This window comes from Hymenobacter sp. CRA2 (assembly GCF_002007105.1).
Lineage (GTDB): Bacteria > Bacteroidota > Bacteroidia > Cytophagales > Hymenobacteraceae > Solirubrum.
This window is the reverse complement of the sequence record NZ_MVBC01000011.1, coordinates 157,649-181,540: the sequence shown is the minus strand read 5'-3', so window position 1 is coordinate 181,540 and position 23,892 is coordinate 157,649. Positions and strand designations below refer to the sequence as shown.

At 60.6% G+C, this 23,892-nt stretch carries 21 protein-coding genes and 1 tRNA gene; 11 read left to right on the top strand and 11 right to left on the bottom strand.

The genetic code is table 11. The features are described 5' to 3' along the window. The first annotated feature begins 211 nt into the window (after positions 1-211). Both B0919_RS17585 and B0919_RS17580 read left to right on the top strand, forming a co-directional pair. A complete protein-coding gene (locus B0919_RS17585) occupies positions 212-991 on the top strand; it encodes an ABC transporter permease (protein ID WP_078013593.1) in 780 nt (259 codons plus the stop codon). Between the two features lie 344 nt (positions 992-1,335). Beyond that, complete coding sequence (locus B0919_RS17580; RefSeq protein WP_078013592.1) at positions 1,336-2,160, top strand: ATP-binding cassette domain-containing protein; 825 nt, start codon at positions 1,336-1,338, stop codon at positions 2,158-2,160. Positions 2,161-2,166: 6 nt separating this feature from the next. On the opposite strand, the gene B0919_RS17575 is transcribed toward B0919_RS17580, so the two are convergent. Then, complete coding sequence (locus tag B0919_RS17575; RefSeq protein ID WP_176133110.1) at positions 2,167-2,817, bottom strand: hypothetical protein; 651 nt, start codon at positions 2,815-2,817, stop codon at positions 2,167-2,169. A gap of 170 nt (positions 2,818-2,987) precedes the next feature. On the opposite strand from B0919_RS17575, the gene B0919_RS17570 reads away from it, so the two are divergent. Beyond that, entirely contained in the window at positions 2,988-4,778 is a 1,791-nt protein-coding gene (locus tag B0919_RS17570) for an ATP-binding protein (RefSeq protein WP_078013590.1), read from the top strand. A gap of 176 nt (positions 4,779-4,954) precedes the next feature. Here the strand turns inward: B0919_RS17570 and B0919_RS17565 are convergent, their stop codons facing one another. The 3 genes from B0919_RS17565 to B0919_RS17555 are packed head-to-tail and all read right to left on the bottom strand — an operon-like array spanning position 4,955 to position 7,879. Beyond that, positions 4,955-5,830 carry an EamA family transporter gene (locus tag B0919_RS17565; protein ID WP_078013589.1) on the bottom strand — a complete coding sequence of 292 codons (876 nt, stop codon included), beginning with the start codon at positions 5,828-5,830 and terminating at the stop codon, positions 4,955-4,957. Positions 5,831-5,858: 28 nt separating this feature from the next. Next, positions 5,859-7,187, bottom strand: a complete 1,329-nt coding sequence (locus B0919_RS17560; RefSeq protein WP_078013588.1) for a sensor histidine kinase — start codon at positions 7,185-7,187, stop codon at positions 5,859-5,861. Beyond that, the gene (locus B0919_RS17555) at positions 7,184-7,879 is read right to left on the bottom strand and encodes a response regulator transcription factor (RefSeq protein WP_078013587.1); all 696 of its coding nucleotides are present in this window, start codon (positions 7,877-7,879) and stop codon (positions 7,184-7,186) included. The genes B0919_RS17560 and B0919_RS17555 overlap by 4 nt, the downstream gene beginning before the upstream one ends. A 684-nt stretch (positions 7,880-8,563) precedes the next feature. Between B0919_RS17555 and B0919_RS17550 the strand changes: the two genes are divergently transcribed. After that, a tRNA-Thr gene (locus tag B0919_RS17550) sits at positions 8,564-8,636 on the top strand. A 223-nt stretch (positions 8,637-8,859) separates the two neighbouring features. Here B0919_RS17550 and B0919_RS17545 read toward each other — a convergent pair. From B0919_RS17545 to B0919_RS24855, 6 genes are all read right to left on the bottom strand, one after another. After that, complete coding sequence (locus tag B0919_RS17545; RefSeq protein ID WP_139362214.1) at positions 8,860-9,321, bottom strand: hypothetical protein; 462 nt, start codon at positions 9,319-9,321, stop codon at positions 8,860-8,862. A gap of 340 nt (positions 9,322-9,661) precedes the next feature. After that, entirely contained in the window at positions 9,662-9,904 is a 243-nt protein-coding gene (locus B0919_RS17540) for a hypothetical protein (RefSeq protein ID WP_176133109.1), read from the bottom strand. A gap of 207 nt (positions 9,905-10,111) precedes the next feature. Then, the gene (locus B0919_RS25375) at positions 10,112-10,252 is read right to left on the bottom strand and encodes a hypothetical protein (protein WP_176133108.1); all 141 of its coding nucleotides are present in this window, start codon (positions 10,250-10,252) and stop codon (positions 10,112-10,114) included. A gap of 252 nt (positions 10,253-10,504) precedes the next feature. Next, positions 10,505-10,828, bottom strand: coding sequence for a hypothetical protein (locus B0919_RS17535; RefSeq protein ID WP_078013584.1), 324 nt, complete (start codon positions 10,826-10,828; stop codon positions 10,505-10,507). A 350-nt stretch (positions 10,829-11,178) separates the two neighbouring features. Continuing rightward, positions 11,179-11,781 carry an IPT/TIG domain-containing protein gene (locus B0919_RS17530; RefSeq protein ID WP_078013583.1) on the bottom strand — a complete coding sequence of 201 codons (603 nt, stop codon included), beginning with the start codon at positions 11,779-11,781 and terminating at the stop codon, positions 11,179-11,181. 716 nt (positions 11,782-12,497) lie between these two features. Next, positions 12,498-12,875 carry a 4-fold beta flower protein gene (locus tag B0919_RS24855; protein WP_139362213.1) on the bottom strand — a complete coding sequence of 126 codons (378 nt, stop codon included), beginning with the start codon at positions 12,873-12,875 and terminating at the stop codon, positions 12,498-12,500. Positions 12,876-13,120: 245 nt separating this feature from the next. Here B0919_RS24855 and B0919_RS17520 point away from each other — a divergent pair, with 245 nt between their 5' ends. From B0919_RS17520 to B0919_RS17495, 6 genes are all read left to right on the top strand, one after another. Then, entirely contained in the window at positions 13,121-14,317 is a 1,197-nt protein-coding gene (locus B0919_RS17520; RefSeq protein ID WP_078013581.1) for a hypothetical protein, read from the top strand. Between the two features lie 77 nt (positions 14,318-14,394). Beyond that, positions 14,395-15,063 (top strand): HD domain-containing protein, encoded by a 669-nt coding sequence (locus B0919_RS17515; RefSeq protein ID WP_078013580.1) that lies wholly within the window; start codon positions 14,395-14,397, stop codon positions 15,061-15,063. 61 nt (positions 15,064-15,124) lie between these two features. After that, a complete protein-coding gene (locus B0919_RS17510; RefSeq protein ID WP_139362212.1) occupies positions 15,125-15,367 on the top strand; it encodes a hypothetical protein in 243 nt (80 codons plus the stop codon). A 109-nt stretch (positions 15,368-15,476) separates the two neighbouring features. After that, positions 15,477-18,029, top strand: coding sequence for a DNA gyrase subunit A (gyrA, locus tag B0919_RS17505; RefSeq protein ID WP_078013578.1), 2,553 nt, complete (start codon positions 15,477-15,479; stop codon positions 18,027-18,029). A gap of 154 nt (positions 18,030-18,183) precedes the next feature. Continuing rightward, on the top strand, positions 18,184-19,218 hold the full coding sequence (locus tag B0919_RS17500; protein WP_176133107.1) for a tetratricopeptide repeat protein: 1,035 nt from the start codon (positions 18,184-18,186) through the stop codon (positions 19,216-19,218). 731 nt (positions 19,219-19,949) lie between these two features. Then, entirely contained in the window at positions 19,950-20,930 is a 981-nt protein-coding gene (locus tag B0919_RS17495; protein ID WP_078013576.1) for a hypothetical protein, read from the top strand. A gap of 134 nt (positions 20,931-21,064) precedes the next feature. Here B0919_RS17495 and B0919_RS17490 read toward each other — a convergent pair whose 3' ends face one another. Continuing rightward, positions 21,065-22,732, bottom strand: coding sequence for an ArnT family glycosyltransferase (locus B0919_RS17490; protein WP_078013575.1), 1,668 nt, complete (start codon positions 22,730-22,732; stop codon positions 21,065-21,067). 126 nt (positions 22,733-22,858) lie between these two features. Between B0919_RS17490 and B0919_RS17485 the strand changes: the two genes are divergently transcribed. Further along, on the top strand, positions 22,859-23,851 hold the full coding sequence (locus B0919_RS17485; RefSeq protein ID WP_078013574.1) for a GDP-mannose 4,6-dehydratase: 993 nt from the start codon (positions 22,859-22,861) through the stop codon (positions 23,849-23,851). Positions 23,852-23,892: the final 41 nt, after the last annotated feature.

Sequence of the window (23,892 nt, the reverse complement as noted above, 5' to 3'; positions counted from 1 at the left end):
GCTACAATAGAACGACCTATACAAAACAACTACTACACTACAGAACGTCATGTCGAGCGCAGCCGAGACATCTCGCGTGCTGATGGCAGATACTGAATTCCTCGTCTGACGAGAGAATTACGATCCAGCGAGATGTCTCGGCTGCGCTCAACATGACGGCCTAATCTTCCCGGTCTTTTCAACTTCAACCGCCTCCCGCAGGCCGGTCCCCATGAAAGAGCTTTTTTCCCCCAATGCCAGTCCCCGCCGCACGGTCTTCACCACCATGGTGGCCCTGCAAGTGCTGGTGCTGGTGCTGCTCTGGGCCTTTTACCCGGTGCAGATGTTCCCCAGCCTGGGCCAGGTGCTCGTGGCCCTGCGCGACCTGATTACCACCCAGGGCCTCATCCAGGAGCTGTGGGCCAGCATGACCACTGCCCTGCAAGCCCTGGCCATCGGCACGGTGCTGGCGCTGCTGATATCCTACCTGACGGCGCTGCCCTTCTTCCGCCCGCTGGCCTACGCGGCCACCAAAATGCGCTACCTCACGCTCACCGGCCTTACCTTTTTCATGGCCCTGATGCTCAGCTCCGGCCACGAGGTCAAGCTCTCGGTGCTCGTCTTCGCCACCACCGTGTACCTCGTCACCGGCATGACCAGCGTCATCCTGATGACCACCCAGGAGGAAATGGACCACGCCCGCACCCTGGGCCTGGGCGAGTGGCGCAGCTTCCTGGAAGTCGTGGTGCTCGGCAAGCTGGACCTGATGCTGGAAGTAGTCCGCCAGAACTTTGCCATCATCTGGACGATGATTACCCTGGTGGAAACGCTCTACCAGTCGGAAGGCGGCATCGGCCTGCTGCTCTACAAGCAAAACCGCTACCTGCACCTCGACGGCGTGCTGGCCATCCAACTGGTCATCCTCGCCACCGGCGCCCTGCAAGACTACGCCTTCGCCCTGCTGCGCCGCGTGTTCTTCCCATACTCCGCCCTGACCACCGCCCAAGGATAAGCTGCCTGCACAGCAAGCACCCGGCGCCGCGGTTTTTGCGCCGAAATGCCAAAGCACAGCCCCAATCATCCAAAGCCAAGTCCCGACTCGCCAAAGCCCGACCTCAGGCGTCCAAACCCTGGTCACACCGGCCCAAAGACAGCGCCGGTCCTTCAAAGCCCGGACCCAGTCGTCCAAAGCCTAGCTCCAACCACCCAAAGCCCGGACGCAGTCCTTCAAAGCCTGGTCACGGCAGCCCAGAGCTTCGCCCCAACCGTCCAAAGCCCAGCCACAGGCGCCGCGAGCCCGAAACCAACAAGTGCCTCAAAAGCTGGCTGCCCAACTCTCTAACTCACCACCTCACCATGTCCCCCTACAGCCACCACGAGCCCGTGCTCACCCTCGATAACATTTCCATGGCCTACAACGGCGAGCTGGTGCTGCGCGACATCAGCGCCCAGGTACTCAACGTGGTGCGCCCCGGCATGAGCCAGGGCCAGGTTGTGGGCTTCTACGGCCGCTCCGGCATCGGCAAATCCGTGCTCTGCCGCATCATCGCCGGGCTGGTGCAGCCGAGCACCGGCGCCGTGCAGGTAGGAGAGGAGCAGCACCCCGTGCGCCCCGGCGACGTGGGCCTGGTGCAGCAGCGCTACCCCTTGTTCAACCACCGCTCCCTGGCCGACAACCTATTACTAGCCGCCCAGCGCAAGCACGAGCCCGAAGCCGCTAAGCGCGAAGTCGAAACCTTCCTGGAGCGTTTCCGCCTCGCGCAGCACCGCAAGAAATTTCCCGCCCAGCTCTCCGGCGGCCAGCGCCAGCGCGCCGCCATTGCCCAGCAGCTCCTGTGCTCCGACCACCTCATCCTGCTCGACGAGCCCTTCTCCGGCCTCGACGTGGCCATGATCGACGAGCTGAAGAAAATCATCGTGGAAGTCACCACCATGCACGAGCTGAACACCGTCGTCATCGTCTCCCACGACTTGGCCACCACCACCGCCCTGTCGGATACGCTTTGGCTCATGGGCTACGAGCGCGACGCCGCCGGCCAGCTCATCCCCGGCGCCACCATCTCCAAGCAGCACCAATATGACTTAGCCGCCATGGGCCTGGCCTGGCACCCCAACGTGGAAGCCGAGCCGGAATTCGCCCGCTTTGTGGAGCATTTGAAGGAGGAAATTCGGCGGTCATAACCCGCGCTATGGATATTCAAAACCGAATTCCATTTCCATAAGCTTGTCGTTACATAGCTTATAGGTTGCGTAATAAACGGGCATGTTTGCGCGGCTCAGGAGCTTGGTCTTACTATCACTTGGCGCTTCAATTTTGTAATGTAGTCTGGTGTATCCCGAGGCGTTACTGAAGCGCGTAAAACAATTACCCAAACGCTTTACTAGCTCAGCTTCGCTCATGCCAAGTCTGATACCTTTCTCGGTTGTGAAGGAATTGACGGCCAGTTGCGGATAGCCATACCACGCTTTGTCGGAATACTTGACGTTGACAATGGATATTTGATAGCGGGCGTCCCCGGGATGCTGCGTCAGCGTCAACGTTTCCGCATCAAGCTTGGAGTAGTAATGATATTCACCGTTTGAGTCCGAGCCCAGGCCCAGGCCAACGTTAGCACTGGGTGCAATACTGGTACCAAGCACACGAGCAGCGCTGGCTGCATCCCTAAGCCTTATTCCGATAAGCGAAGTATCTGGATTAGCAAAGTTGCAGGTGCGTTTTGAGGCTGAATTCGCCGCCTCAGGCTTGCTAGTTGCGTGCTCTTGGGTAATAGAAGATCTGCCGCTACGTGCATCCACCTCTTGGCTTTGTTGCTGACAGCAAGCCATCAGTAAAGACATAGCAGCAATGACAAAGGGGGATTTGCTCTTAATCATATCGATAGTACATCATCCAGTTAAAAAGACGAAGGCAAGTTAATAGCTCATGCCACGCAATATAAACCCATAAGCAAGTGAGGTTACAGCGGTTGTACCTTGCTCCTTGATTCTCCCGCCCCGGCGGCTTTCCCATGAACATCCGCACGAAAATAAGCCTGGGTTTTGCGGTGGTGCTGGCCTTGCTGCTGCTGCTGGGCGGCTACGCCACCACGGCCCTGCTGCGCCTCGACAACACCACCCGCCGCATCCGCCAAACCAACGTCTACTCCGTGGAGGTGGGCCAGGTGCTGCTCAGCGCCATCGACCAGCTCGAAACCGCCCCGGCCGCGCCCGGCGGGCTGCCCTTGCTGCGCCAGTCCCTGCAGCGCGCCGCCAACAACGTCACCGAGCCCGGCGAGCAAGCCGTCATCGACAGCCTCGCCGAGGCCACCGACGTGTACCAACAGCGGGTAGAAAGCGGCCTGGACCCCGCCGCACTGGCGCCCTACCGCAGCTACCTGCGCGGCCTCGCCCACCGCCTGGTCGATCTGAACGTGGACGCGCTGGAACGCAAAAGCCAGGTGGCCGACCGCCACGCCGCCGAGTCGTTTCGCCTCATGCTGGCCCTGGCCGCGCTGGCCGTGGTCATCACCCTGGGCCTCATCATCGGGGTGGCCGAAGCCGCCGCCGTGCCCATCGAGGAGCTGACGCGGGCCCTGGAGCACGCCACCAAAAACAACTTCGAGTCGACCATCCCGGTCGGGGAGTATAGCGAGCTGGGCCGCGCCGGCCGCGCCTTCAACCGCCTGATGCTGGAGCTGCAGAAGTTCCGCCGCACGGCCCTCACCGAAATCATCACCGAGCGCACCCGCCTCGAAGGCGTGGTAACCAGCCTCGACGAGGGCCTGCTCTTGCTCGATGAGCACGGCGTTATTCTGCTGGCCAACCCTGCCGTCTGCCGCCTCCTGAACCGGGCCGATACCGAGTTGGTAGGCCGCCCCGCCGCCGAGCTGGCCCGCCACCACGAGCTGCTGGCCCAGCTGCTCAAGCCCGTGGCCGTCGGGGCTGACGACGCCGACGTAGCCCCGGCCGAGGGCGAACCCGAAGCCGCCCCGCTCATCACCGTGCGCATCAGCGGCTACGACACTTACTACCGCCTCAGCGTGCACGATCTGCGCACCTTCGACGAAAGCGGGCAGCACGTGCGCCCGGCCGGGCAGCTGCTGGCCCTGCGCAACGTGTCGGAGTTCAAGAAGCTCGATCAGCTCAAGTCCAACTTCCTGGCCACCGTCTCGCACGAGTTGAAAACCCCGCTGGCCAGCATCGGCTTAAGCCTGAAACTGCTCCAGCACGAGCGCACCGACGCCGAGGAACGGCAGCGCCTCGCGCAGGGCATCGGCCAGGAAACCCAGCGCCTCCAACGCATGGTGGGCGAGCTGCTCACCGTGGCCCGCCTCGACGCCGGTGCCGGTATCCAGCTCAGCCTGCGCCCCACCAGCCTTTCGGCCGTGGTGCAGCGCGCCGTCGACACCGTGCGCCCCCAACTAGACGACAAGCGCCTGCAGTTGCAGGTGGAATTGCCTGCCAACCTGCCCCCTGTGCGCGCCGACGAGGAAAAAACGACCTGGGTGCTGATCAACCTGCTTAGCAACGCCATCCGCTACTCGCCCAACGAGGCCCCGCTTCACATCCGCGCCCAGCTCACCCCCGACGCCCGCGTGCAGCTCAGCGTGCAGGATCAGGGCCCCGGCATCGCGCCCGAGCACCACGAGCGAATCTTCCAGCGCTTCCACCAAAGCCCCGAAGGGCAGGTGCGCCGCGGTAGCACCGGTCTGGGCCTGAGCATCAGCCGCGAGTTTCTCTCCGCCCAGGGCGGCCGCCTCTGGGTCGAGAGCTACCCCGGCACCGGCAGCACCTTCCATTTCACCCTGCCAATGGTGTAATAACCATATGGGCCGGAGCATTGCCAGAAGCTCCGTCTTTCCGAAAGTAACCGTCATCCTGAGCAAGGCGAAGGATCTTATCACCTCTGAACGAGTCGTTAAAACGGTTATCGTTCAAGCGGGGTAAGGTCCTTCGCCTTGCTCAGGATAACGGAAGTTTACTTTATTCCAGCTTTCTAAACGGCCTCAATCTCGTCTTTCACCACCTCTCGTTTGGCCGTCAAAGTAGCCCCCGTACTAGCCACCACAATCAGCACCACCGCCAGCCATTGCCCGCCGGTGAGCCGCTCGTGCAGCAAGGCCCAGCCCGACAACGCCGCCGCGACAGGTTCCAGGCTCATCAAAATGCTGAAGGTGCGGGTAGGCATGGTACGAAGCGCCTGCATTTCCAGTGAAAACGGCAGCACGCTGGAAAATAGCGCCAGCAGTGCCCCCAGCAGGAACAGAAAGGGCGTCAGGCTCAGCAACTGCCCGCCGGCCAGCCCAAACGGTACCACCGGTAGGGCGGCAAACAGCATTCCGACGGCCACCGCCTGCTGGCCCGGCAGTACCAGCGCCGTGCGCCGGCCCAGCACGATGTACACCGCCCAGCAAGCCCCGGCCGCCAACGCAAAGGCCATTCCGAGCGGGTCCAGACCCTGACCTTGCCAGGGCGTAATCAGTGCAATACCCGCGCCGGCCAGCAGGGCCCATACCGCATCGGACCAGCGGCGCGAGCCGGCCAGCGCCAACCCCAGAGGCCCGACAAACTCCAGCGTGACGGCCAGCCCCAGCGGAATGCGGTTCAGCGCGAGGTAAAACACAAAGTTCATGATGCCCAGGGCCAAGCCATACGGCACCACCGCCCGCCATTGGGCAGTGCTCAGCTGCCCGAGCCGCGGCCGCACCACCAGCAGCAGTATCACCGCCGACAGCCCAATGCGCATGCTGGCCGTGCCCGCCGCGCCCAGCAGCGGAAACAGCCCCTTGGCAATGGCCGCCCCGCCTTGCACGCTGACGATGGACAGCAGCACGGCCGGCAGCGGCGGTACTTGAAAGCGGGAAGACGACATAAGCAGCTCCTAAAGCGAGCGGGCGAAGTTAGCGCGGCCGCGGCAGGTGCAGCGTAAACGAGGTGCCCTGCTCGTCCGACGCGGCCGAGATGCGGATGAAGTGGAACTGCGCCACCGAGCGCACCACCGACAGCCCCAGCCCGAAGCCTTCCACGCGGCCGTCGTCGAAGCGGCGAAACCGCTCGAACAGGTAGGGGAGTTGCTCCTTCGGAATGGGCTTGCCGGTATTGTGCACCACCAGCACGTACGAGCCATCGGCCTGCGCGGCGCCGGTAATGGCAATGCGGCCGTCTTCGGGCAGGTTATACTTGATGGCGTTGCTGAGCAGGTTGTAGAACAAGGTGAACAGCAGCGTGCGGTTGGCCGGGGCCATTACCGGGTCGTCAGTCAACTGCTGCTGCAGTGCGATGTGCTGATCCTGGAGGCGGTAGTCCAGCTCTTCCACGATTTCGGCCAGCAGCTCCTTGATGTCGACCCGGTCGGGACGGGCAAACTGCGCGTTTTCGATGCGCGAAATCAGCAGCAGCGTACGCAGCGTGGCCGTGAGGCGCTGCAGGGTCTTCTGCGACGTGACCAGCTGCATTTCGGCTTCTTCGGGCAGGTTTTCGGCCTGCAGCATGTTCTCGAAGCGGTTTTGCAGAATGCTGATGGGCGTCAGCAACTCGTGCGAGACGTTGGCAATGAATTCGCGCTCCTGCTCAAACACCGTCCGGATCTTCTGCAGCATCTGCTGAATGGAATTGTCCAGGTACTGGAAGTCCCAGGTACCGGTGTGCAGCGGTGGCAGCGGCGGGGGCGTGGGGCCCTGCACCGCCCGCAGGCGCATCACAATCTGGTCGACCGGCCGCAGCAGGTAATTGATGACGCCCAGCTCGATAAGCAAGGTGGTGAGCACCGCAAACACCAGCGCGTAGGCCGCAAAGCCGCGCAGCAGCCCGTACACGTCCTCCACTGACTCCATACTCTTGCCGATTTCCAGGGTATAGGGCTGCCCGTCGTGCACGAAACTGGCCCGCAGCACCCGAAAATCCACCAGCTCGCCCTGCTGCTGCCGCGGCAGCGTGGCAATGGTGTCGCCCTGAGCGGCCGTCAGCAGTTGCCCGCGTCGCAGGTCGATAAACTCGTCTTCCAGCAGGTCGTAGTGCAGCCGCTGGTCGTTTTTCTGCCCGGCCAAAAAGGAGTTGACGCCCACGCGCTCGATGCGCTGGCGCACCTTCACCAGCTCGCTGCGCAGGCGTGCTTCGGTGTGGCGCAGGGCAAAAACCTCGATGGCCCAGGGCAGCGCCAGCAGCAGCACGCCCGCCATCAAGCCCTTCGACAGGGTGGTCAGCAGAACCAGCTTTTGCTGCAGCCTCACGCTTCCTGCGCCGTTTTCATCCGATAGCCCACGCCCCGCACGGTCTCGATCCACTCACTGGGGTCGTAAGTCGCCAGCTTTTTGCGGATGTTCTTCACGTGCACGTCGATGAAGTTGGAGTCCCGGTCGTCGCTGTCGCTGATCATGCTGCCCCAGATATGTTCGCTGAGCTGCAGGCGGGTGAGCACCTTGTGGCGGTGCAGCAGCAGGTAGTGCAGCAGGTCAAACTCCTTCTTGGTCAGCGGCACTTCGTGGTCTTGGTGGCGCAGCGTCCGGTCGCTCACATTCAGCACGAAGGGCCCGAAGGGCAGCACATCCTGCGTCACGCCGTGCTTGCGCCGCACAATGGCCTGCATGCGCGACACCAATTCCAGCAGCGAGTAAGGCTTGGCCAGGTAATCGTCGGCGCCCAGGTCCAGGCCTTTGATGCGGTCATCCACCGTGCCACGGGCGCTCAGGATAATGATACTGGCCTGCTGGTTGCGCTCCTTCCGGGCTTCGGACAGCAGCTGCAGCCCATCCTGATCGGGCAGGCCCAGATCGAGCAGCACGAAGTCGTATTCGTTTACGAATAGCTTCTCCGAGGCCTCGCGGCCGGTGCGGGCGAAGTCGCAGTGAAACCGCTCGTTGTGCAGGTACAAGCCCAACTCGCGGGCCAGGGCTTTGTCGTCTTCGATGATCAGGACGTTCATAGAATAAGGAAGCAGAAAAGCAGCGCCGCGGTAGCCGCGCACCTTCCGACGAAGATAGGGCGCGTATTCATCTGCACGCTGGGAGAGCAGGAAGGGTTGCGTTGAAGCGCAGAGTGGCTAGGGCAAACAGCGCCGGCTACTGCATAGAAGTTCTCCACAGGCCCCACAAACAAAGCACCGTGCCTATGCCGGGCCCGCTTTTTCTTAAGCAAGGGAGCGACATAGGTTATGGAACGGCCCCAAACTTCTTTTGGCCGCAGTGAAGGGTTCATGAACAGGAGGGCCCCGCCAACTTCTCTCGACGCAGGCTACCCAGCAGTGCCGCAAGACGCTGCAAGGCCCCACACGCAACACGCGGGGCCGCACTGCCGACGTGTGCAGACGCGTCAATGGCACAAAGACGCAATCCTCCACGTGCAAAAGCAGCACACCCCCGCGCTGGGTGCGTAACCAGCCGTGCACACTATTCCAACCTCGGCGCACGGCTCCGTCGGCACCTTGCCAATCCGGCCCAGATAGAGCCGGTAAGTGTTTGGTCGTATGAATGTTTCCTGCCTGATGGCCAAGCGACTCCCCAAGTTGATCTGACTTTCGTGAAGCCCAGGTGAAGTACCTTAGCGCAGAAATATCCGATCCAGGGTTGTGCATATGCCGACGATACTCTAGTTTTGCACCACATTTTTCGCCTCCTTAGCTCAGCTGGTAGAGCAACTGACTTGTAATCAGTAGGTCGCTGGTTCGATCCCGGCAGGGGGCTCAGATGTACTAGAAGCCGTTGTAAACCAAGCGTTTGCAACGGCTTTTTTATTGGTGTGCTCCCCGGTGTGCCCATTTAGGTATTAGGGCTAGGGTGGCGTACCAAATAGAGTCGGCAAGTTCTACTGCCGGCCGGTACCGACGAGCTGCCGCGTGGGGAGGGACAAAGGAAGGCCGCGGCGGATGAAGACGCCAGGAAGCAAGGAGCGCCGGTGTGACGCGGGCTACGGCTGGCTGCTCAGCCAGGCTATGGCTTCTGCTTCGGTCTCGCACAGCCGGTACACAGGCCCCCTGCTCGCTACTCGTGCCACGACCTGCTGGGCGGCCAGCCGGGTCATGACGTTGCGCGAGGGCAGCCACGCGGCGTAGCGGTAGCCGCCTTCGGCCATCGCCCGGGGCAGCCATTGCGTGGTGATCCATTGCTGTTCTTCCTCCGACATGGCGTGCAAGAGTCGCCGGTCGATCAGGACTTTGCCCGTGCCCTGGCGCACCAGCATGCGCAACACCTGCTCGAACGTGGCCCGCAGGTTGACCATGGTCCGCTCCCCGGCGTGCCACCGTAGCCGGACAAACCCGGCTGGGTCATCGACGACGGTGCCGGCTGCATTGCTGTAAGCGCCGTGGCGAGAGGCTGTGTACGGAGGAAGCGAGTTGCTGGGTAACAAGGTGTCGTAACTGGTGGGCATAGCCCCGAATATACAAAAGCCCCAGCTGTCAAGCCGGGGCTTTGTTGCAATAGGATGTGCTGCTTGCCTCGCGCTAACGAGGGCGGGAATACAACAGGAGCGGTCCGGCCGTGAGAAACATGGCCAGGGCAATCAGGGGCAGTGGTGGGGTGTCCCCGGTGTTCGGCATAGCAGTACAGGTTGGTGAAACATGCGCTGCGGCAACCAAACCAGTATACGCTCTGCTGAATCGGGCGGTTCGGCAACTCCCCAAGAGATTACTAGCCTGCCCGTGGCAGCAGCCGTGGCATCACCAAGCGCCACAGCTAGCGCAGCACCTGCCAGCCTGCGGCGCCGATGCTCAGCCAAGCCCACCACGGCCAGCCGGTAGCTGAACTTGGTTGCCGTTGCCTACCACGACCGGACCTGTGGGCTTCTTGGCCTCGGTGTGGGTGATGCCGTTGCCCAGGCCCAGTTGCAGGCTGATGGTGCCGCTGTTCTTTTTGGGCAGCACCACGACGGGCACCGGCTCGTCGCCGGCCATGGCGTCGGTATACGTTGCCGGTAACGTAGTAAAAACGGGCTCCTTGGCGCAGCTGCTCAACAGCAGCAGTACCGTGTCGCATCAGTAGCTCCAGTTGGCCCCGGCGTAAATGTCGTACGCCTGGTACGTGACGTTGTACACACCGACCCCGTCGTGCCCGCCGCCCCGGCCAGTGTTGCCCGCATTCACCACGCAGGTGCGCGGCGGCTGGCCGCGCTACGACCTTGCCAACGTGGCCCACGCGCCCGAGGTTGGCGTAGTAGAAGGTCACGATGTGCCCCGGCTGTCCAGGCTGCCGCGCAGGCCCCGGATGAAGAAGGTGCGGGGCGAGTTGGCCAACGACCAGTTGCGCGCCGCCGCGGGGCCGGCGGGTGTGGGCAGGCCGCAGGCGCGTTGCTGCACGAACATCTCAGACCACAGCCAGGCCGCAGAAGAACAGCCCGAGGGCAAACGTGAGCTTGCCGGCCACCAGCCCGAAGGGCGGCACCGACGTGTTGGCCACGGTTTCGCTGTCGGCGGCGAGCCGGCCCGCGTCGACGGCTGCGGCCAGGGCGGCGCGCTGGTGGGCGGTGAACAGGTAGTAGCCGGCGCAGAGCGCGACGGCGAGCAGCCAGCGGCGCAGCGCGCGGCGGACGGAACAGAGGAAAGGGACATAAGAGGTTATTTATGGGAGGACATCCAGGTATCGTGCACGGCGGTGCGCTGCTCCAGCGAGTTGAGGCGCAGCTCGATGTCACGGTGGGTCTTGGCCGCTTCGGCCTTGGCCGTCTCCAGGTCGGCCACGCGCTGGCGCACCGCCTCGATTTCAACGGTGCTGGTGAGCTTGGTCAGCTTTTCGTTGGTGGCCTTGATTTCCGCCGCGTTGCTGATGATGTAGGTGAGCAGGCCCTGGGCCAGCAGCAGCGAGCCCGCGCCGCCTCCCAGCACCCAGTTGCGGGTGATGAGGCCCTCCCGCTCGGCGGCTTTCTCGGCGGTTTTGCTCATGGGGGGATCGTTCAAGGGAGGCACGGGAGAGGACCACATCGGCCCCGGTGGCCTCGCGGACGTTGGTCGAAGAGTTCGGGGCCTGGCGCACGAAGTGGTTGGCGAGCGGCGACTTGTCGAGGAAGATGTCGGCCGTCTCGTCGAAGCCCACGTCTGCGATGAGCCCGGTGCGGTCTATGCTGGCCAGCGTGCGGTAGCGGTAGTTGGCGGCAATCTGCTGCGCCGTGCGGACCACCGACCAGCCACGCACGCCATCCAGCTTGCCGGCGAAGCGGCGCTGGCCGTCCGATTTGATGTAGCCCAGGTCGATGGTCGAGCCGGTTTGCTCGCCGATGCCCGGGTCAGCGGTGTCACGCGCCGGCACGGGCGTCGGCAGGTCGTAGCTGCCCTGCAGCTGCCCGTTGAAGTAGCAGGTGGCCCGATGGCAGCGAGGTGTCGAGCGTGGCGGCTAGGTGGCTCCACTGCCGGTCGGGAATGTGGCGGAAGCCGCCGTCCGGGTTGGGCATCCACAGCCCGTCTGCGCCGCCGTAGCTGAAGAAGCCAGCCAGCCCGGCGCGGCCCTCGGCCAGTTGATAGGGCTGAATCCAGAAAATCCAGGAGTAGTAACGGCTCACCAGGTCCATGATGGACGGCGCGCCTTGGTCCTGCTCCGGACACACCCACAGCTCCACGGTGAGCTTGGTGGTCAAGGCCTTGCCGCCGGGCCGCACACTGAAGTTCAGGAAGCTGGCCGCCGCGCCGTCGGGTGTGGTGACGCTGATGGCCCCGCTGTAGCCCGCCTCGGGCACGGTGAACGTGATGCTGGTGTCGGAGTCGCCGTTGAGCAGCACGGCCGTGGCGCCAGTGAACCGGGTGTCCATAACGGTGACAACAGTGCCGGGCGGGCCGCTGCCCGGCGCGAAGCTGGTAATCTTCGACTTAGGAATGAACTTGGCTACCGTACCGAACTTCACAAGGCTTACAGCGCCGCTTGATTTTGTCCGATAGCATAGGTAAAGACTACGAATAGAGCCGTCGGGTAGGAGGGAAGTGCGCGACACGTTCCAATGAGGGGCTCAGATGTAGCAAGAACCCACTGTAAACGATGTGTTTGCAGTGGGTTCTTATTTCCTGCCTGCGTAGGCGCAGATGAGCAAATAGGGAGTACCTGCTTTATGGTCGGCAGGCCATAAAAAAGCCCAAGCGCATTGCACTCGGGCTTTCCGGAAACTAATGACGGCGGTAGGGTAACCGCCGAGCTTGGTGGCCAAGAATTGTGCCGGTATCTGCGCTGGCGAAGCGTTGTATCTTCAACGGAACTGAAAAGGCGGCTGCAACCTGAGTTGCAGCCGCCTTTTCGTAGCTATTATTCTAACGGGTTAGCGTAGCAGCGAATTGGGGTTCTATGATGGTTGCGCAGGAGATAGGTTGTCGATAGGAAACTGTGATGTCGTGAGCATCAAGGCAAGAGCAACAAGTGGAAGCGGGCAGGTCGACATATTCTTCGGCTGAAACGAAAGGACAAAAAAACCTGGTATTTAAATGATAAAACAGGAAGGGCCTGCTTTGAGTGTGACGATGTTTATGGAGGCTATTAGCGGAGATAAATACTGTTTGTAGTCTTTATGCGCGGATATTGAGCCGATTTTTTGTTGCTAATAGGCTTCCAATGTGACATCGGCTTTAAGAGCTATTTAATCCGTTGATGAAAGAAAGCCAAGCCCGTAAGGGGCGACCATTCGGCTACGCGGCCACGGCGGGCGGGGCGGGCGCCGCGGATGGGGACACGTTGGGGGCGTTGAGGTGCGCGTGGCCAGAAACCAGCCGATGGCGCGCTGACTGGCGGCCGAACCGGGCGGCCACTGGCATTGTCGGCAAACAAGGCGGGGCGGCCGCTGCGGTCCAGCACCCAGCCCTGGTGAATCCAGCCGAGGTAGCGGCCGTCGGGGGCGTACAAAAAACCGTCGTCTAACCAGGCCGCAAATGTGCCATCGGTCAGGTAAAGCGCTAAGCAGGCGTCATCGGCGTAAGCCACGGCCTTGCCTTGCTGGCAGTAGAGTGGAATCATAACGGCACGAGTCAGTACTAATCAACCTACTAACGAGGACCGACGGTGCCATGGATTGGTAGCTTAAATAAAAAAACGCCCCGCAGGCAGAGCCCACGAGGCGCGAAAGAATAGTTTTGGTAAGCGCTAAGGTAGCTGAAATTCCGGAAAGCCAATGCAGGCGGGGCCTTATCAGGGAGCCGAAGCGTGCTACAACGGGGTTTTGCGTTATTTCGCGCTTCTGTTTTACGTTTTGTGCGCACCGCATGCAGCTTGTTGAAGTCACGACGCCGGCGCAGGCCCGCGAGTTTTTGGAGTTTCCGCCCCGTGTTCTTTACCGTCAGGACCCGAACTACATTCGGCCGCTCGATCAGGATGTGGAGGCGGTATTCGATCCGACCAAAAATAAGCTCTTCCAGAAAGGCGAGTGCGTACGCTGGTTGCTGCTCGACGAGCAGGGGCAGACCATCGGCCGGGTAGCGGCTTTCTTCAACCGCGAAACGGCGTTTCCCACCAATATCCCCGAGGGAAAAACGGATTACGCCCAGCATATGGGCGCCATGGGCTTCTTTGAATGCATCGACGACCAGCAGGCCGCCAATAAGCTTTTTGACGCTTGCCGGGACTGGCTGCAGGCCCGCGGGCTGGAAGGCATGGACGGTCCCATCAACTTCGGCGACCGGGACAAGTGGTGGGGACTGGTGACGGACAACTTCGGGGCCCCGATTTACGGCGCCAATTACAACCCGCCGTACTACGAAGCGCTGTTTCGCACCTATGGCTTCGAGACGTTCTACAAGCAGATTACCTACCACCGTATGGTGCAGGGGCAGCTGCACCCGGCTGTGTTCACGCGTGCCCAGCGCCTGGCTGCCGACCCCAACTATGCTTTCCGGCACATGCGCAAGAAGGATTGGCGGCAGTACGCCGAAGACTTCCGCACCATTTACAACAAGGCCTGGGTGAAGCACGAGGGCATCAAGCCCATGAGCAGCGAGGGCGCTCAGAAAATCATGAAGAGCATGCTCGACATCCTGGACGAGCGGATCATTTGGTTTGGCTACTACAACAACGAGCCGATTTCCTTTTACATCAACTTGCCGGAAATCAACGAAATCCTACGTTTCTTCAACGGCAAGCTGGGCTGGTGGCAGAAAGTACAGTTTAAGTACCACCAGATGCGCAGCACCGTCAAAACCATGTTTGGCGTCGTGTTTGGCGTCGTGCCCGAGCAGCAACGCAAGGGCGTCGAGGCGGCCATGGTGTACGCTTCGTCGCAACTGATTCAGAAGCCAGGTGCCATTCCGTATACCCAAACCGTGATGAACTGGATCGGCGACTTCAACCCCAAAATGATGACCGTGGCCAAGCTGGTGGGCGGCGAGCCGTGGCGCGAGCATCAGACCCTGCGCTATCTGTTCGACCGCACCCGCGAATTCCAGCGCCATCCTGTCATCGATTAGCCTTGACACTGAGGCCGTAAGTCTGCTCAACACTTCGGGCGCGGCCAGGAAAGCCGCGCCCGTTGCATTTTTGTGGCATGACAGATGCTGATTTGGTGGCGCGTACCGCCGCTTTTGTAGAAGAAAAGTTTGCCGACGAAGGCTCCGGGCACGATTGGGCCCACATCCGCCGGGTGTGGCAGGTAGCGCGGGCCCTGGCCGCGGCCGAAGGCGCCGACGCGCAGGTAACGGAATTGGCCGCGCTGCTGCACGACATTGCCGACTGGAAGTTTCACCACGGCGACGACGAAGCCGGGCCCCGCGCTGCCCGCGCGTGGCTCAGCAGCCAAGGCGCCGATGATACGCTGATTGCGCGCGTCGAAGAGATTATCCGCGAGGTCAGCTTCAAGGGCGCCGGCGTAGCCACGCCGGTGAGCAGCCCCGAAGGCGCCTGCGTGCAGGATGCCGACCGCCTCGACGCCATCGGGGCCATCGGCGTGGCCCGCGCTTTTGCCTACGGGGGCCACAAAGGCCGGGCCTTACATGATCCGTCTTTGCCGGTCGTGCAGCACGGTAGCTTCGCCGAATACAAAACGAACAGTGGGCCGACCATCAACCACTTTTACGAGAAGCTGCTGCACCTGCGCGAGCGGCTGCACACCGATGCGGCCCGGCGTGTGGCCGAGCAGCGCCACGCCTTCATGGAGCAATTTCTGGAGCAGTTTCTGCAGGAATGGGAAGGGCGTGATTTGCAAAATATAGGGTAAGCTGCGCCGCCCTTTGGCACGATATCAGCCCTTTTTACGTTGTTTTGTCAGCAAGATGAAGATGAATGTTCCCCTGATGCGGTACGGCTGCTGGCTGTCCGTTTGGCTGTTGCTGGCGCTGGTCGGCTGTCGCACTTGCCCCATGGCGTCCTGTCATGTGCGTAAGGTGCACTTTCACAGCGGGCAGAAATACCGGGGGCAGCCGCTGTGGAAAAAACAGAACCCGGAGATTGGCGAAAAGATCAAAGTTCATAGCCAACCCGACGGCAAAATGCACAACAACCGAGGCAAGTCAAAACCTTGATTTCGCTAGGAAAAACGGGCTTTTTTCGGTATCTTGCCAGCTTAAAATACAACTTCACATCCGGCGTCTGTTGCTCTTTTCCGGGGCGGCAGGCCTTTCGTTTTGACTAATGGCTGAAGGCGAAAAAATCATTCCCATTAATATTGAGGATGAGATGCGCGGCGCGTACATCGACTACTCGATGTCCGTCATCATCTCCCGCGCCCTTCCCGACGTGCGCGACGGGCTGAAGCCCGTGCACCGCCGCGTGCTCTACGGCATGTCGGAACTGGGCGTATCCTACACCAAAGCGCATAAGAAGAGTGCCCGTATCGTAGGAGAGGTGCTCGGCAAATACCACCCCCACGGCGACTCCTCAGTGTACGACACCATGGTGCGCATGGCCCAGGACTGGTCCCTGCGCTACCCGCTCGTGGATGGCCAGGGCAACTTCGGCTCCATCGACGGTGACTCGCCGGCTGCCATGCGCTACACGGAGGCTCGCCTCAAGCGTCTGGCCGACGAAATCCTGAATGACCTGGACAAGGACACGGTAGACTTTCAGCCCAACTTCGACGACTCGCTGGAAGAGCCGTCGGTAATGCCGGCCAAGTTTCCGAACCTGCTCGTCAATGGCTCGTCGGGTATTGCCGTGGGCATGGCTACCAACATGGCCCCGCACAACCTGACGGAAGTGGTGGACGGTATCGTGGCCTACCTGGCCAATCCCGACATCACCGTCCAGGAGTTGATGGAGTTTGTGAAAGCGCCGGACTTCCCCACGGGCGGCGTGATTTACGGGTACGAAGGCGTGCGCCAGGCCCTGGAAACCGGCCGCGGCCGCGTGGTCGTGCGCGCCAAGACGCACTTCGAAACCACGCCCTCGGGCAAGGAGCAGATCATCGTCACCGAGGTGCCGTACATGGTCAATAAGGCGGCCATGATTCAGCGCACTGCCGAGCTGATCAACGAGAAGAAAATCGAGGGCATCTCGGACCTGCGCGATGAGTCAGACCGCGACGGGATGCGCATCGTGTACGATTTGAAGCGCGACGCGGTGCCGCAGGTGGTGCTGAACAACCTGTTCAAGTACACCCAGCTGCAGTCGACCTTCGGCGTCAACAACGTGGCCCTGGTGAAAGGCCGCCCGATGACGCTGAACCTGCGCGACCTGATTCACTACTTCGTGGAGCACCGCGGCGACGTTATCGTGCGCCGGACGCGCTTTGAGCTGGCCGAAGCCCAGAAGCGGGCCCACATCCTGGAAGGTCTGCTCATCGCGCTGGACCACCTCGACGAAGTCATTGCCCTGATCCGCAGCTCCCGCGACCCGGAGCTGGCCCGCGCCCAGTTGATCGAGCGGTTCTCGCTCAGCGACGTGCAGGCCCGTGCCATTCTCGATATGCGTCTGCAGCGCCTCACTGGCCTGGAGCGCGACAAAATCGTGAATGAGTACAACGAGCTGATGAAGCTCATCGACCACCTGAAGGCGGTGCTGGAGTCGCCCGAGATGCAGCGCGACATCATTCGCCAGGAGCTGCAGGATATCCGCGACCGGTACGGCGATTCGCGCCGCACGGAAATCGAGTACGCCGGCGGCGACATTGATTTCGAGTCGCTGATTGCCGAGGAGGCGATGGTCATCACCATTTCCAACGAAGGCTATATTAAGCGAACTTCCCTCGACGAGTACCGGGCCCAGGGCCGCGGCGGTGTAGGAGCGAAGGGCGTCTCGACCAAGGACACCGACTTCACCGAGCACCTGTTCGTGGCTTCTACCCACGACTTCCTGTTGCTCTTTACCGAGGGCGGCCGTCTGTTCTGGAAGAAAGCCTACGAGCTGCCCGAAGGTGGCAAAGCCGCCAAGGGACGCCCGATCCAGAACCTGATTCCGGAACTGGCGGACGACCCTGTGCGCTCGGTGCTGAACGTGCGCGACCTGCGTGACCCGGACTACGCGCAGAACAATTACCTGATGTTCTGCACGGAGCAGGGCACGGTAAAGAAAACCACGCTCGAGGCGTATTCGCGGCCGCGTGCTGCCGGTATCAACGCCATTACCATCAACGAAGGCGACCGGCTGCTGGACGTGCAACTGACCACCGGGACCAGCGAGGTTATTCTGGCCTCGAAAATGGGCCGGGCGGTGCGCTTCAACGAGGAGAATGTGCGCCCGATGGGCCGTACTGCCGCCGGGGTTCGGGGTATTACCCTGTCCGAAGAAGGCGACGACCGTGTGGTGGGTATGGTGTGCCTAGCCGATCCGAACAAGGAGCTGCTGGTAGTATCCGAAAACGGCTTTGGCAAGCGTAGCCCCATCGATGACTACCGCATCACCAACCGCGGTGCCAAAGGGGTAAGCACCCTGAAAATCACCGACAAAACCGGTGCGCTGGTGTCCATCAAGGATGTGAACGACGACGATGACCTGATGATCATCAACCGCTCGGGCCTGACCATTCGTCTGCGCGTGGCCGAAGTTCGCTCTATTGGGCGCGCTACCCAGGGTGTGCGTCTCATCCGTATCAGCGAGGGCGACGAAATTTCGTCGGTGGCCAAAGTGGCGGCCGATGACAAGGAGTTGGAGCCTGAACTGGTGGAAGCCGTTCAGCAGGAGGGAAGTGCCTCCGGAGTGCTGCCGACTGATCAACTGACCAACGACGAAACCCCGAGCGCCGAATAAACCCGGCGCCGGGCTTTCCCGTTTCCCGACTTTCTCTCAACTACGTTTTTTCTTCCCATTCATTCCCATGAAGAAGACTGTTCTGACGATTTTCACCGCGCTGGCCATTCACGCTGCCTCAGCACAAAACTCGGCGGTTACCAACGCCATTCTGATGCAGAAGCAGGGCACACTGGACAAGGCCCGCACGGAAATCGACAAGGCTATTACCAACGAGAAGACGCAGGGCAAGGCCAAAACTTGGTACACCCGCGGCGAAATCTACGAGGGTATAACGCAGAGCCCGATTTATGGCAAGACGCTGCAGCCGGGCGAAGGCACGAAAGTGGCGTTTGAGTCGTACCAGAAAGCCATTGCGCTGGAAGGCAAAGACAGCGAGTACGGCAAGCAGGCCACCACGCGCCTGGATAACCTGTACGGCATGGCGCTGAACGCCGGCGTTGAAAGCTACAACGCGCAGAAATACGACGACGCACTGGCTTCGTATCGTATGGCGCAGCAGATTCGTCCGCAGGATACGACGGCGCTGCTGTACGCTGCGTATGCTTCCGAAGCTAAGCAAGACTTGGGTCAGGCCAGGGAAAACTACGCAAAGCTGCAGGCGATTAACTACAAGTCGCCGCAGATGTACAGCCGCTTGCTGCAGATTGCTCGCCAGGAGAAAAACGAAGCGGAAGCCCAGAAGGTGATCCAGCAGGCGTTGCAGGCATACCCGAACAACAAGGCGTTCTTGTTGGAAGATCTGAACATCGCGTTGAGCTCCGGGCAGGGCACACAGGCTATCGATAAGATTCAGAAGGCCATTGCTGCCGATCCGCAGAACTCCAACCTGTATTCGGTGTTGGGCTCGGTGTATGAGCAGAGCAAGCAGCCCGAGCAGGCGCTGGCGGCCCACAAGAAGGCAATTGAGCTGGACCCGAAGAACTTCGATTCGCAGTACAACCTTGGCGTGTATTACTTCAACAAGGGCGCTGATATTTTCAAGGTCGTAAATAAGATGGACCTGAAGGCGTACCAGGCTAAGGGCAAGGGAATGGAAGCGAACGGCAAGAAGTACATGGAGCAAGCCATTCCGTACTTCGAGGTTGCAATGCAGTTGAACCCCAACGACGCTGGTGTGAAGAAAGCTTTGCGTCAATCTTACCTCAATGTAGGGCGTAAGGCGGATGCTGAAAAACTGATGCAATAAAGTAGTAGGATAGGCTCAGTTATTGGCTGGGCCTATCTTTTCAAATCATTACTTAACATAATATAAATTATAACACAAAAATATATTTATGCTTTACGCTGCTTATTGGTTCTACAAGCCGCAGTTAGTTGCGGGGTTATTCTATTGGTCGTGTGTATGTGTCCACTTAGCTTAGTATATATTGTTCAGTTGATGCTGTTTGTTTGAGTTGGTGGGTCGCTTCGCGTTGTAGCAGTTGTAACCCCATGCAGCCAGTGCGTTGTTCTTATGCCTGATGGATCTTAGATATTGAGTTTCTCTAGTCTCGCTGCGATTCTACTTGTTGGGTCTCTTCGATTGCAATTTTCGCTTCTATGCTATGTGGAGTTTGATGAACAACTGGGGTATTCAGTATTTGCTCTATTGTCGTTTGTTAGCTCTTGTATTTGCTGTTTAATAGCTTCTTAGTTGGGAGCATTTCGTTGTTGATGGATTCGCTCTCCTATTTTCTTTGGCGTTATTAGTGACCTTGTAAAACGCCTCTATGCTGCTTCCCTCCTTCTCATCATTCCTTGGCCGCCCTATAGGTATAGATAGTATTCTTTAATATGTGTTTGACTATATAATGAGTGCAAAGCTATAAATAGTATTAAGAAGCACAAAAAGTATAAAATAGCATATACTTTTTTATACTTTATATGCGTTTTTATACCTAAATTTACTTTATTTACTGCTGAATTTAATTACTCCCCATGCCTAAGACCATAGACTACCCACGTACCAGCTACCTTAGCGCTTGGGAAGTGGCTGAAGTTGTAGATGACACCGGAGGCAAATGCTCTATTGAAGCTTGCGCCCGGAAGCTAAACCGTAAAGTGAGCGGGAGCTTTAAAGCAATTCTTGGTTCCGCTGTCAAGTTTGGGCTCCTTATCAGTAAGCGGGAGATGTTGACGACGACCAATCTGTTTCGTCGCATCAAGAATGCTTATGACAAGGAGGAAGAAAAGATCTACCACCGCGAGGCATTCCTACACCCACCGCTGTTTTCACACATTTGCCGCAAATTCCGCAACCGCGAGCTACCCGTGCATATGCTGGATGTGATGCTGGTCAGGGAATTCGACGTGGAAGAAATCAATGCGCAGAACGTAGCCAAGGCCTTCGTGGAAGGTGCACGCATGGTTGATATCATTGATGAGCGCAACATCATAGCGGACATTGATCAACTAACCAAGGCAACTCCCCGGCGCGACTTAGCCAGCCCAGGCATGAGCGTTAACCTGTTCCGAACCGACGGACCCCAGGAAAACCCTGCGCTGGTGCCACCACTGCCTGTTGGCGCCGGCCCGGTCATAAGCCCTCCGCCTCCAGCGGATGATGCCGTAGCGGACTTATTCGGCTTGGCCCCCAGAAGCCCACAGGCACCGGACGCACACCAAGTTGTTCTACCTGCAGAAGATATACCGGAACAAGTTGCGCTTGTCCCTACACCAACTGCTCCTATACCAGCGGCACAACACCATATACCCAGGGCTACGGCTAGCACTCCAATCGCGCCTACTGTTGTACCCACAGTACCCCCAGCAAATAGTCCGGTATTAGAATCAACCTATACCATCCGCATTGCTGGCCCTGGGCTCGATACTCAACTGTCGGTTGTGGAGGAGGCTGATCTGTTGATCGTGCAGGCGTTGCTGGAGAAGGTGCGCAAACAGCTGACGCGTGGGCTTTGATAGCGGGTCCTTGACCAAACAGCAGCTCGGCAAAAAGGGCAGGAGTCGTAGCCATTGCTACCGCCTGCCCTTTCTATGTTCAGACTGGCTCTCGCCCCGGGAACATTATTATGTTAAGTATTATCCAGAGCGGCTTACTTGGCATCGATGCGTGTAACGTACCACCGCCCGTCCGCAAACTGGTGGCTCAAATCAAAACTATCGATGGTGCTGATGCGGTACCGACGCAGCCAATCCGCGGGGAAAGGCGCCGGGCCTCGCGTGCTGGTATACACCACTACCGGCAGCTGCTGCAGTGGCAGTGGCAGTGGCAGTGGCTCAGCCGGCAACTGCGGCACCACGCGTTGGGCAGCCCAGATCCACTTGATGTGCATCTCTCCTACGCTGTACACCGGCAGCGTGCGCAAATCAGCTCGCTGCGCTACCACCAAAGCCAGGGGCCGCAGCCCGGGGTCGTCGCGGCGACGCTGCCACTCGGGGTAGGCGGGCATGAGCAGGCCGCTGGCCAGTATCACCACCGCAAGGCTCCCCCCGACCGCCGCGTAGGCCGGCCGGCCGCGGGCCCACAGCCAGGCAATCCCGCCCGCCACAGCCAGCGCACAGCCACTGGTGAGCCAGTACCGCGCGGTGGTTGAAGCAAAACTGCTCAGGCCCACAAACCGCAGGGCCACGGGCAGCGCGACCAGCACTAAACACAACACGCCCGCCCACACCCGGGGCAACCACTTATCGGTAGCGGTATGGGGGCTGCTCAGCCAGTGACGCACCAGGCCCGCGGTCAGCAAGGCCAAGGGAGGCAACACCGGCAGCAGGTAACGCTCTTTCTTCTCGGGCACCAGGCTCAGCAATACCAAGGTAGCCAGCAGCCACGCCAGCAACAGGGCGTAGGGCGCGTAGGAACGCACCCGCGGGCCCGCGTAGGGCCACACCAGGGCAGCCACGGCTGGCAGCGTCCAGAGGCCCATAAACACCGGAAAATTGACGTAGTACCACAACGGCTGCACGTGGCGGTTGGCCCAGGAGCCCGTTTCCGTCTGAGCCACATGGCTGGCCTCGTTCAGGTGCTGGCTCAGCACGTACAGTGGCCATGCCCCGCCCACCATTAAGGCCACTGCGGCCAACACCAGCCACCCGGGTAACTGCCGGCGCATGGCCACCCGGTCGCCGCGCAGCGCATAGGCAAGCAGGAACGGCAGCAACATGCCATAAGGAGCGACGGGACCTTTGCTGAGAATGGAAAGCCCGATCAGCCCCCCACCGATGGCAAACCACCCCAAGGCACGGCCGGCACTCTGCAGGCCCCGCACCACGGCGGCCACGGCTCCCATCATAAAACAGTAGCAATAAACGTCCCATCCGTTTCCATCGCGGCCGGCGGTGAGCAGCAGCAACGAGGACGCCAGCACCAGGCTAGCCAGCCAGGCTGTGCGGCCCTGATCAGCGGGCGGCGTGAGGCGGCGCGCCAGCGCCCAGAAGAACAGTACCAGCAGGCAGGCCCCGAAGGCAGACGGCAGCCGCAACAGGCCCAGGTCGGTGGTGCTGCCGGTTAGCTGCATGACGGCGGCCACCAGCCAGGTGGGCAGCGGCGGCTTGGCCAGGCGCAGTTCGCCGTTCATGGTGGGCAAGAGCCAGGAGCCGCCCGCGTGGATTTCGCGGGCGGCCACAAAGTTGCGGGCTTCCATCAGCCCGATTTCGGGGGCCCCGAGCTGCACAAACAGCCCCACGCCCAACACCATACCCAGCACCACCCACTGCACCCATACCCGCGGCCATCCGGCGGCGGTCAGAAAAGAGTCCGTCATAGTCAAAGAAAGATAGGGCCTATACGGTCCAGCCTGCTAAAAGCTACGTAAGGAGCAAGGACGGGCTTTTCGCCTACCTTTGCCGCCTTTCGTCCTTCTCTCCTACTGCTGCTCCGTTTTCGCTTTATGCCCACGGTTCTTGTTACCGGTTGCGCGGGTTTTATCGGCTCGCACCTGAGCCAACGCTTGCTCGCCGATGGTTTTCGCGTGCTCGGCCTGGACAATTTTGATCCGTTCTACGACCGCGCCCTGAAGGAGCGCAACCTGCAGGAGCTGCTGCCTCACCCGGGCTTCACCTTCCGCGAACTGGACTTGCGCGCCGGCGTTGCAGGCCTGGACCACGCCTGGGCCGCCGATGAAACACCGGATTTGGTGATACACCTGGCTGCCAAAGCCGGCGTGGGCCCCTCGGTGAAGGAGCCCCTCGCCTACCTGGACAACAACGTGCTGGCCACGGGCCACCTGCTGGAATGGATGCGGCAGCGCGGCATCGGGCGGCTGCTGTTTGCGTCCTCGTCGTCGGTGTACGGCAATACCCGGCACCTGCCTTTCAACGAGGAGGAACAGCTGCAGCAGGCGTGTATTTCGCCCTACGCCACCAGCAAGCTGGCCGGGGAAGAACTGACCTACACCTACCACCACCTCTACCGGCTCAACGTACTCAACGCGCGGTTTTTCACCGTGTACGGCCCGCGCCAACGGCCCGACTTGGCCATTCACAAGTTTGCGCGGCTGCTGCGCAGCGGCCAGCCCATTCCGGTGTACGGCGACGGCTCCACGGCCCGCGACTACACCTTCGTGGCCGATACCGTGGACGGGGTGGTGCGGGGCGTCAACTACCTGCTGAGCCACGACAACGTGTACGAAACCGTGAACCTGGGCAACAACCGCCCGGTGCCCCTGCTTGAGCTCATCGAGGCCGTGGCCCAGGCCGTGGGCGTGCCCGCGCAGCTGCAGTTTCAGCCCATGCAGGCCGGCGACGTGGACATCACCTACGCCGACATCAGCAAAGCCCAGGCCCTGCTCGGCTACGCGCCCCAGACGCCACTGGCCGACGGGCTGCGCCAATTCGTAGAATGGCTGAGGGCCACGGAAACCTCCGCGGCCCTCAGCCATTAACTCCCAACAAGTACTTTTCTCTTTCCGCCGCAGCGGCCGGG

Excerpts from the sequence above, each read along its gene's own strand:
- B0919_RS17495 (WP_078013576.1), top strand. The coding sequence starts at position 19,950 with ATGCCTAAGACCATAGACTACCCACGTACCAGCTACCTTAGCGCTTGG.
- B0919_RS24855 (WP_139362213.1), bottom strand. The coding sequence starts at position 12,875 with ATGATTCCACTCTACTGCCAGCAAGGCAAGGCCGTGGCTTACGCCGAT.
- B0919_RS17585 (WP_078013593.1), top strand. The coding sequence starts at position 212 with ATGAAAGAGCTTTTTTCCCCCAATGCCAGTCCCCGCCGCACGGTCTTC.
- B0919_RS17490 (WP_078013575.1), bottom strand. The coding sequence starts at position 22,732 with ATGACGGACTCTTTTCTGACCGCCGCCGGATGGCCGCGGGTATGGGTG.
- B0919_RS17535 (WP_078013584.1), bottom strand. The coding sequence starts at position 10,828 with ATGAGCAAAACCGCCGAGAAAGCCGCCGAGCGGGAGGGCCTCATCACC.
- B0919_RS17570 (WP_078013590.1), top strand. The coding sequence starts at position 2,988 with ATGAACATCCGCACGAAAATAAGCCTGGGTTTTGCGGTGGTGCTGGCC.
- B0919_RS17520 (WP_078013581.1), top strand. The coding sequence starts at position 13,121 with ATGCAGCTTGTTGAAGTCACGACGCCGGCGCAGGCCCGCGAGTTTTTG.
- B0919_RS17565 (WP_078013589.1), bottom strand. The coding sequence starts at position 5,830 with ATGTCGTCTTCCCGCTTTCAAGTACCGCCGCTGCCGGCCGTGCTGCTG.
- B0919_RS17500 (WP_176133107.1), top strand. The coding sequence starts at position 18,184 with ATGCAGAAGCAGGGCACACTGGACAAGGCCCGCACGGAAATCGACAAG.
- gyrA (WP_078013578.1), top strand. The coding sequence starts at position 15,477 with ATGGCTGAAGGCGAAAAAATCATTCCCATTAATATTGAGGATGAGATG.
- B0919_RS17555 (WP_078013587.1), bottom strand. The coding sequence starts at position 7,879 with ATGAACGTCCTGATCATCGAAGACGACAAAGCCCTGGCCCGCGAGTTG.
- B0919_RS17510 (WP_139362212.1), top strand. The coding sequence starts at position 15,125 with ATGAATGTTCCCCTGATGCGGTACGGCTGCTGGCTGTCCGTTTGGCTG.
- B0919_RS17545 (WP_139362214.1), bottom strand. The coding sequence starts at position 9,321 with ATGCCCACCAGTTACGACACCTTGTTACCCAGCAACTCGCTTCCTCCG.
- B0919_RS17485 (WP_078013574.1), top strand. The coding sequence starts at position 22,859 with ATGCCCACGGTTCTTGTTACCGGTTGCGCGGGTTTTATCGGCTCGCAC.
- B0919_RS17515 (WP_078013580.1), top strand. The coding sequence starts at position 14,395 with ATGACAGATGCTGATTTGGTGGCGCGTACCGCCGCTTTTGTAGAAGAA.
- B0919_RS17580 (WP_078013592.1), top strand. The coding sequence starts at position 1,336 with ATGTCCCCCTACAGCCACCACGAGCCCGTGCTCACCCTCGATAACATT.
- B0919_RS25375 (WP_176133108.1), bottom strand. The coding sequence starts at position 10,252 with ATGTTCGTGCAGCAACGCGCCTGCGGCCTGCCCACACCCGCCGGCCCC.
- B0919_RS17575 (WP_176133110.1), bottom strand. The coding sequence starts at position 2,817 with ATGTCTTTACTGATGGCTTGCTGTCAGCAACAAAGCCAAGAGGTGGAT.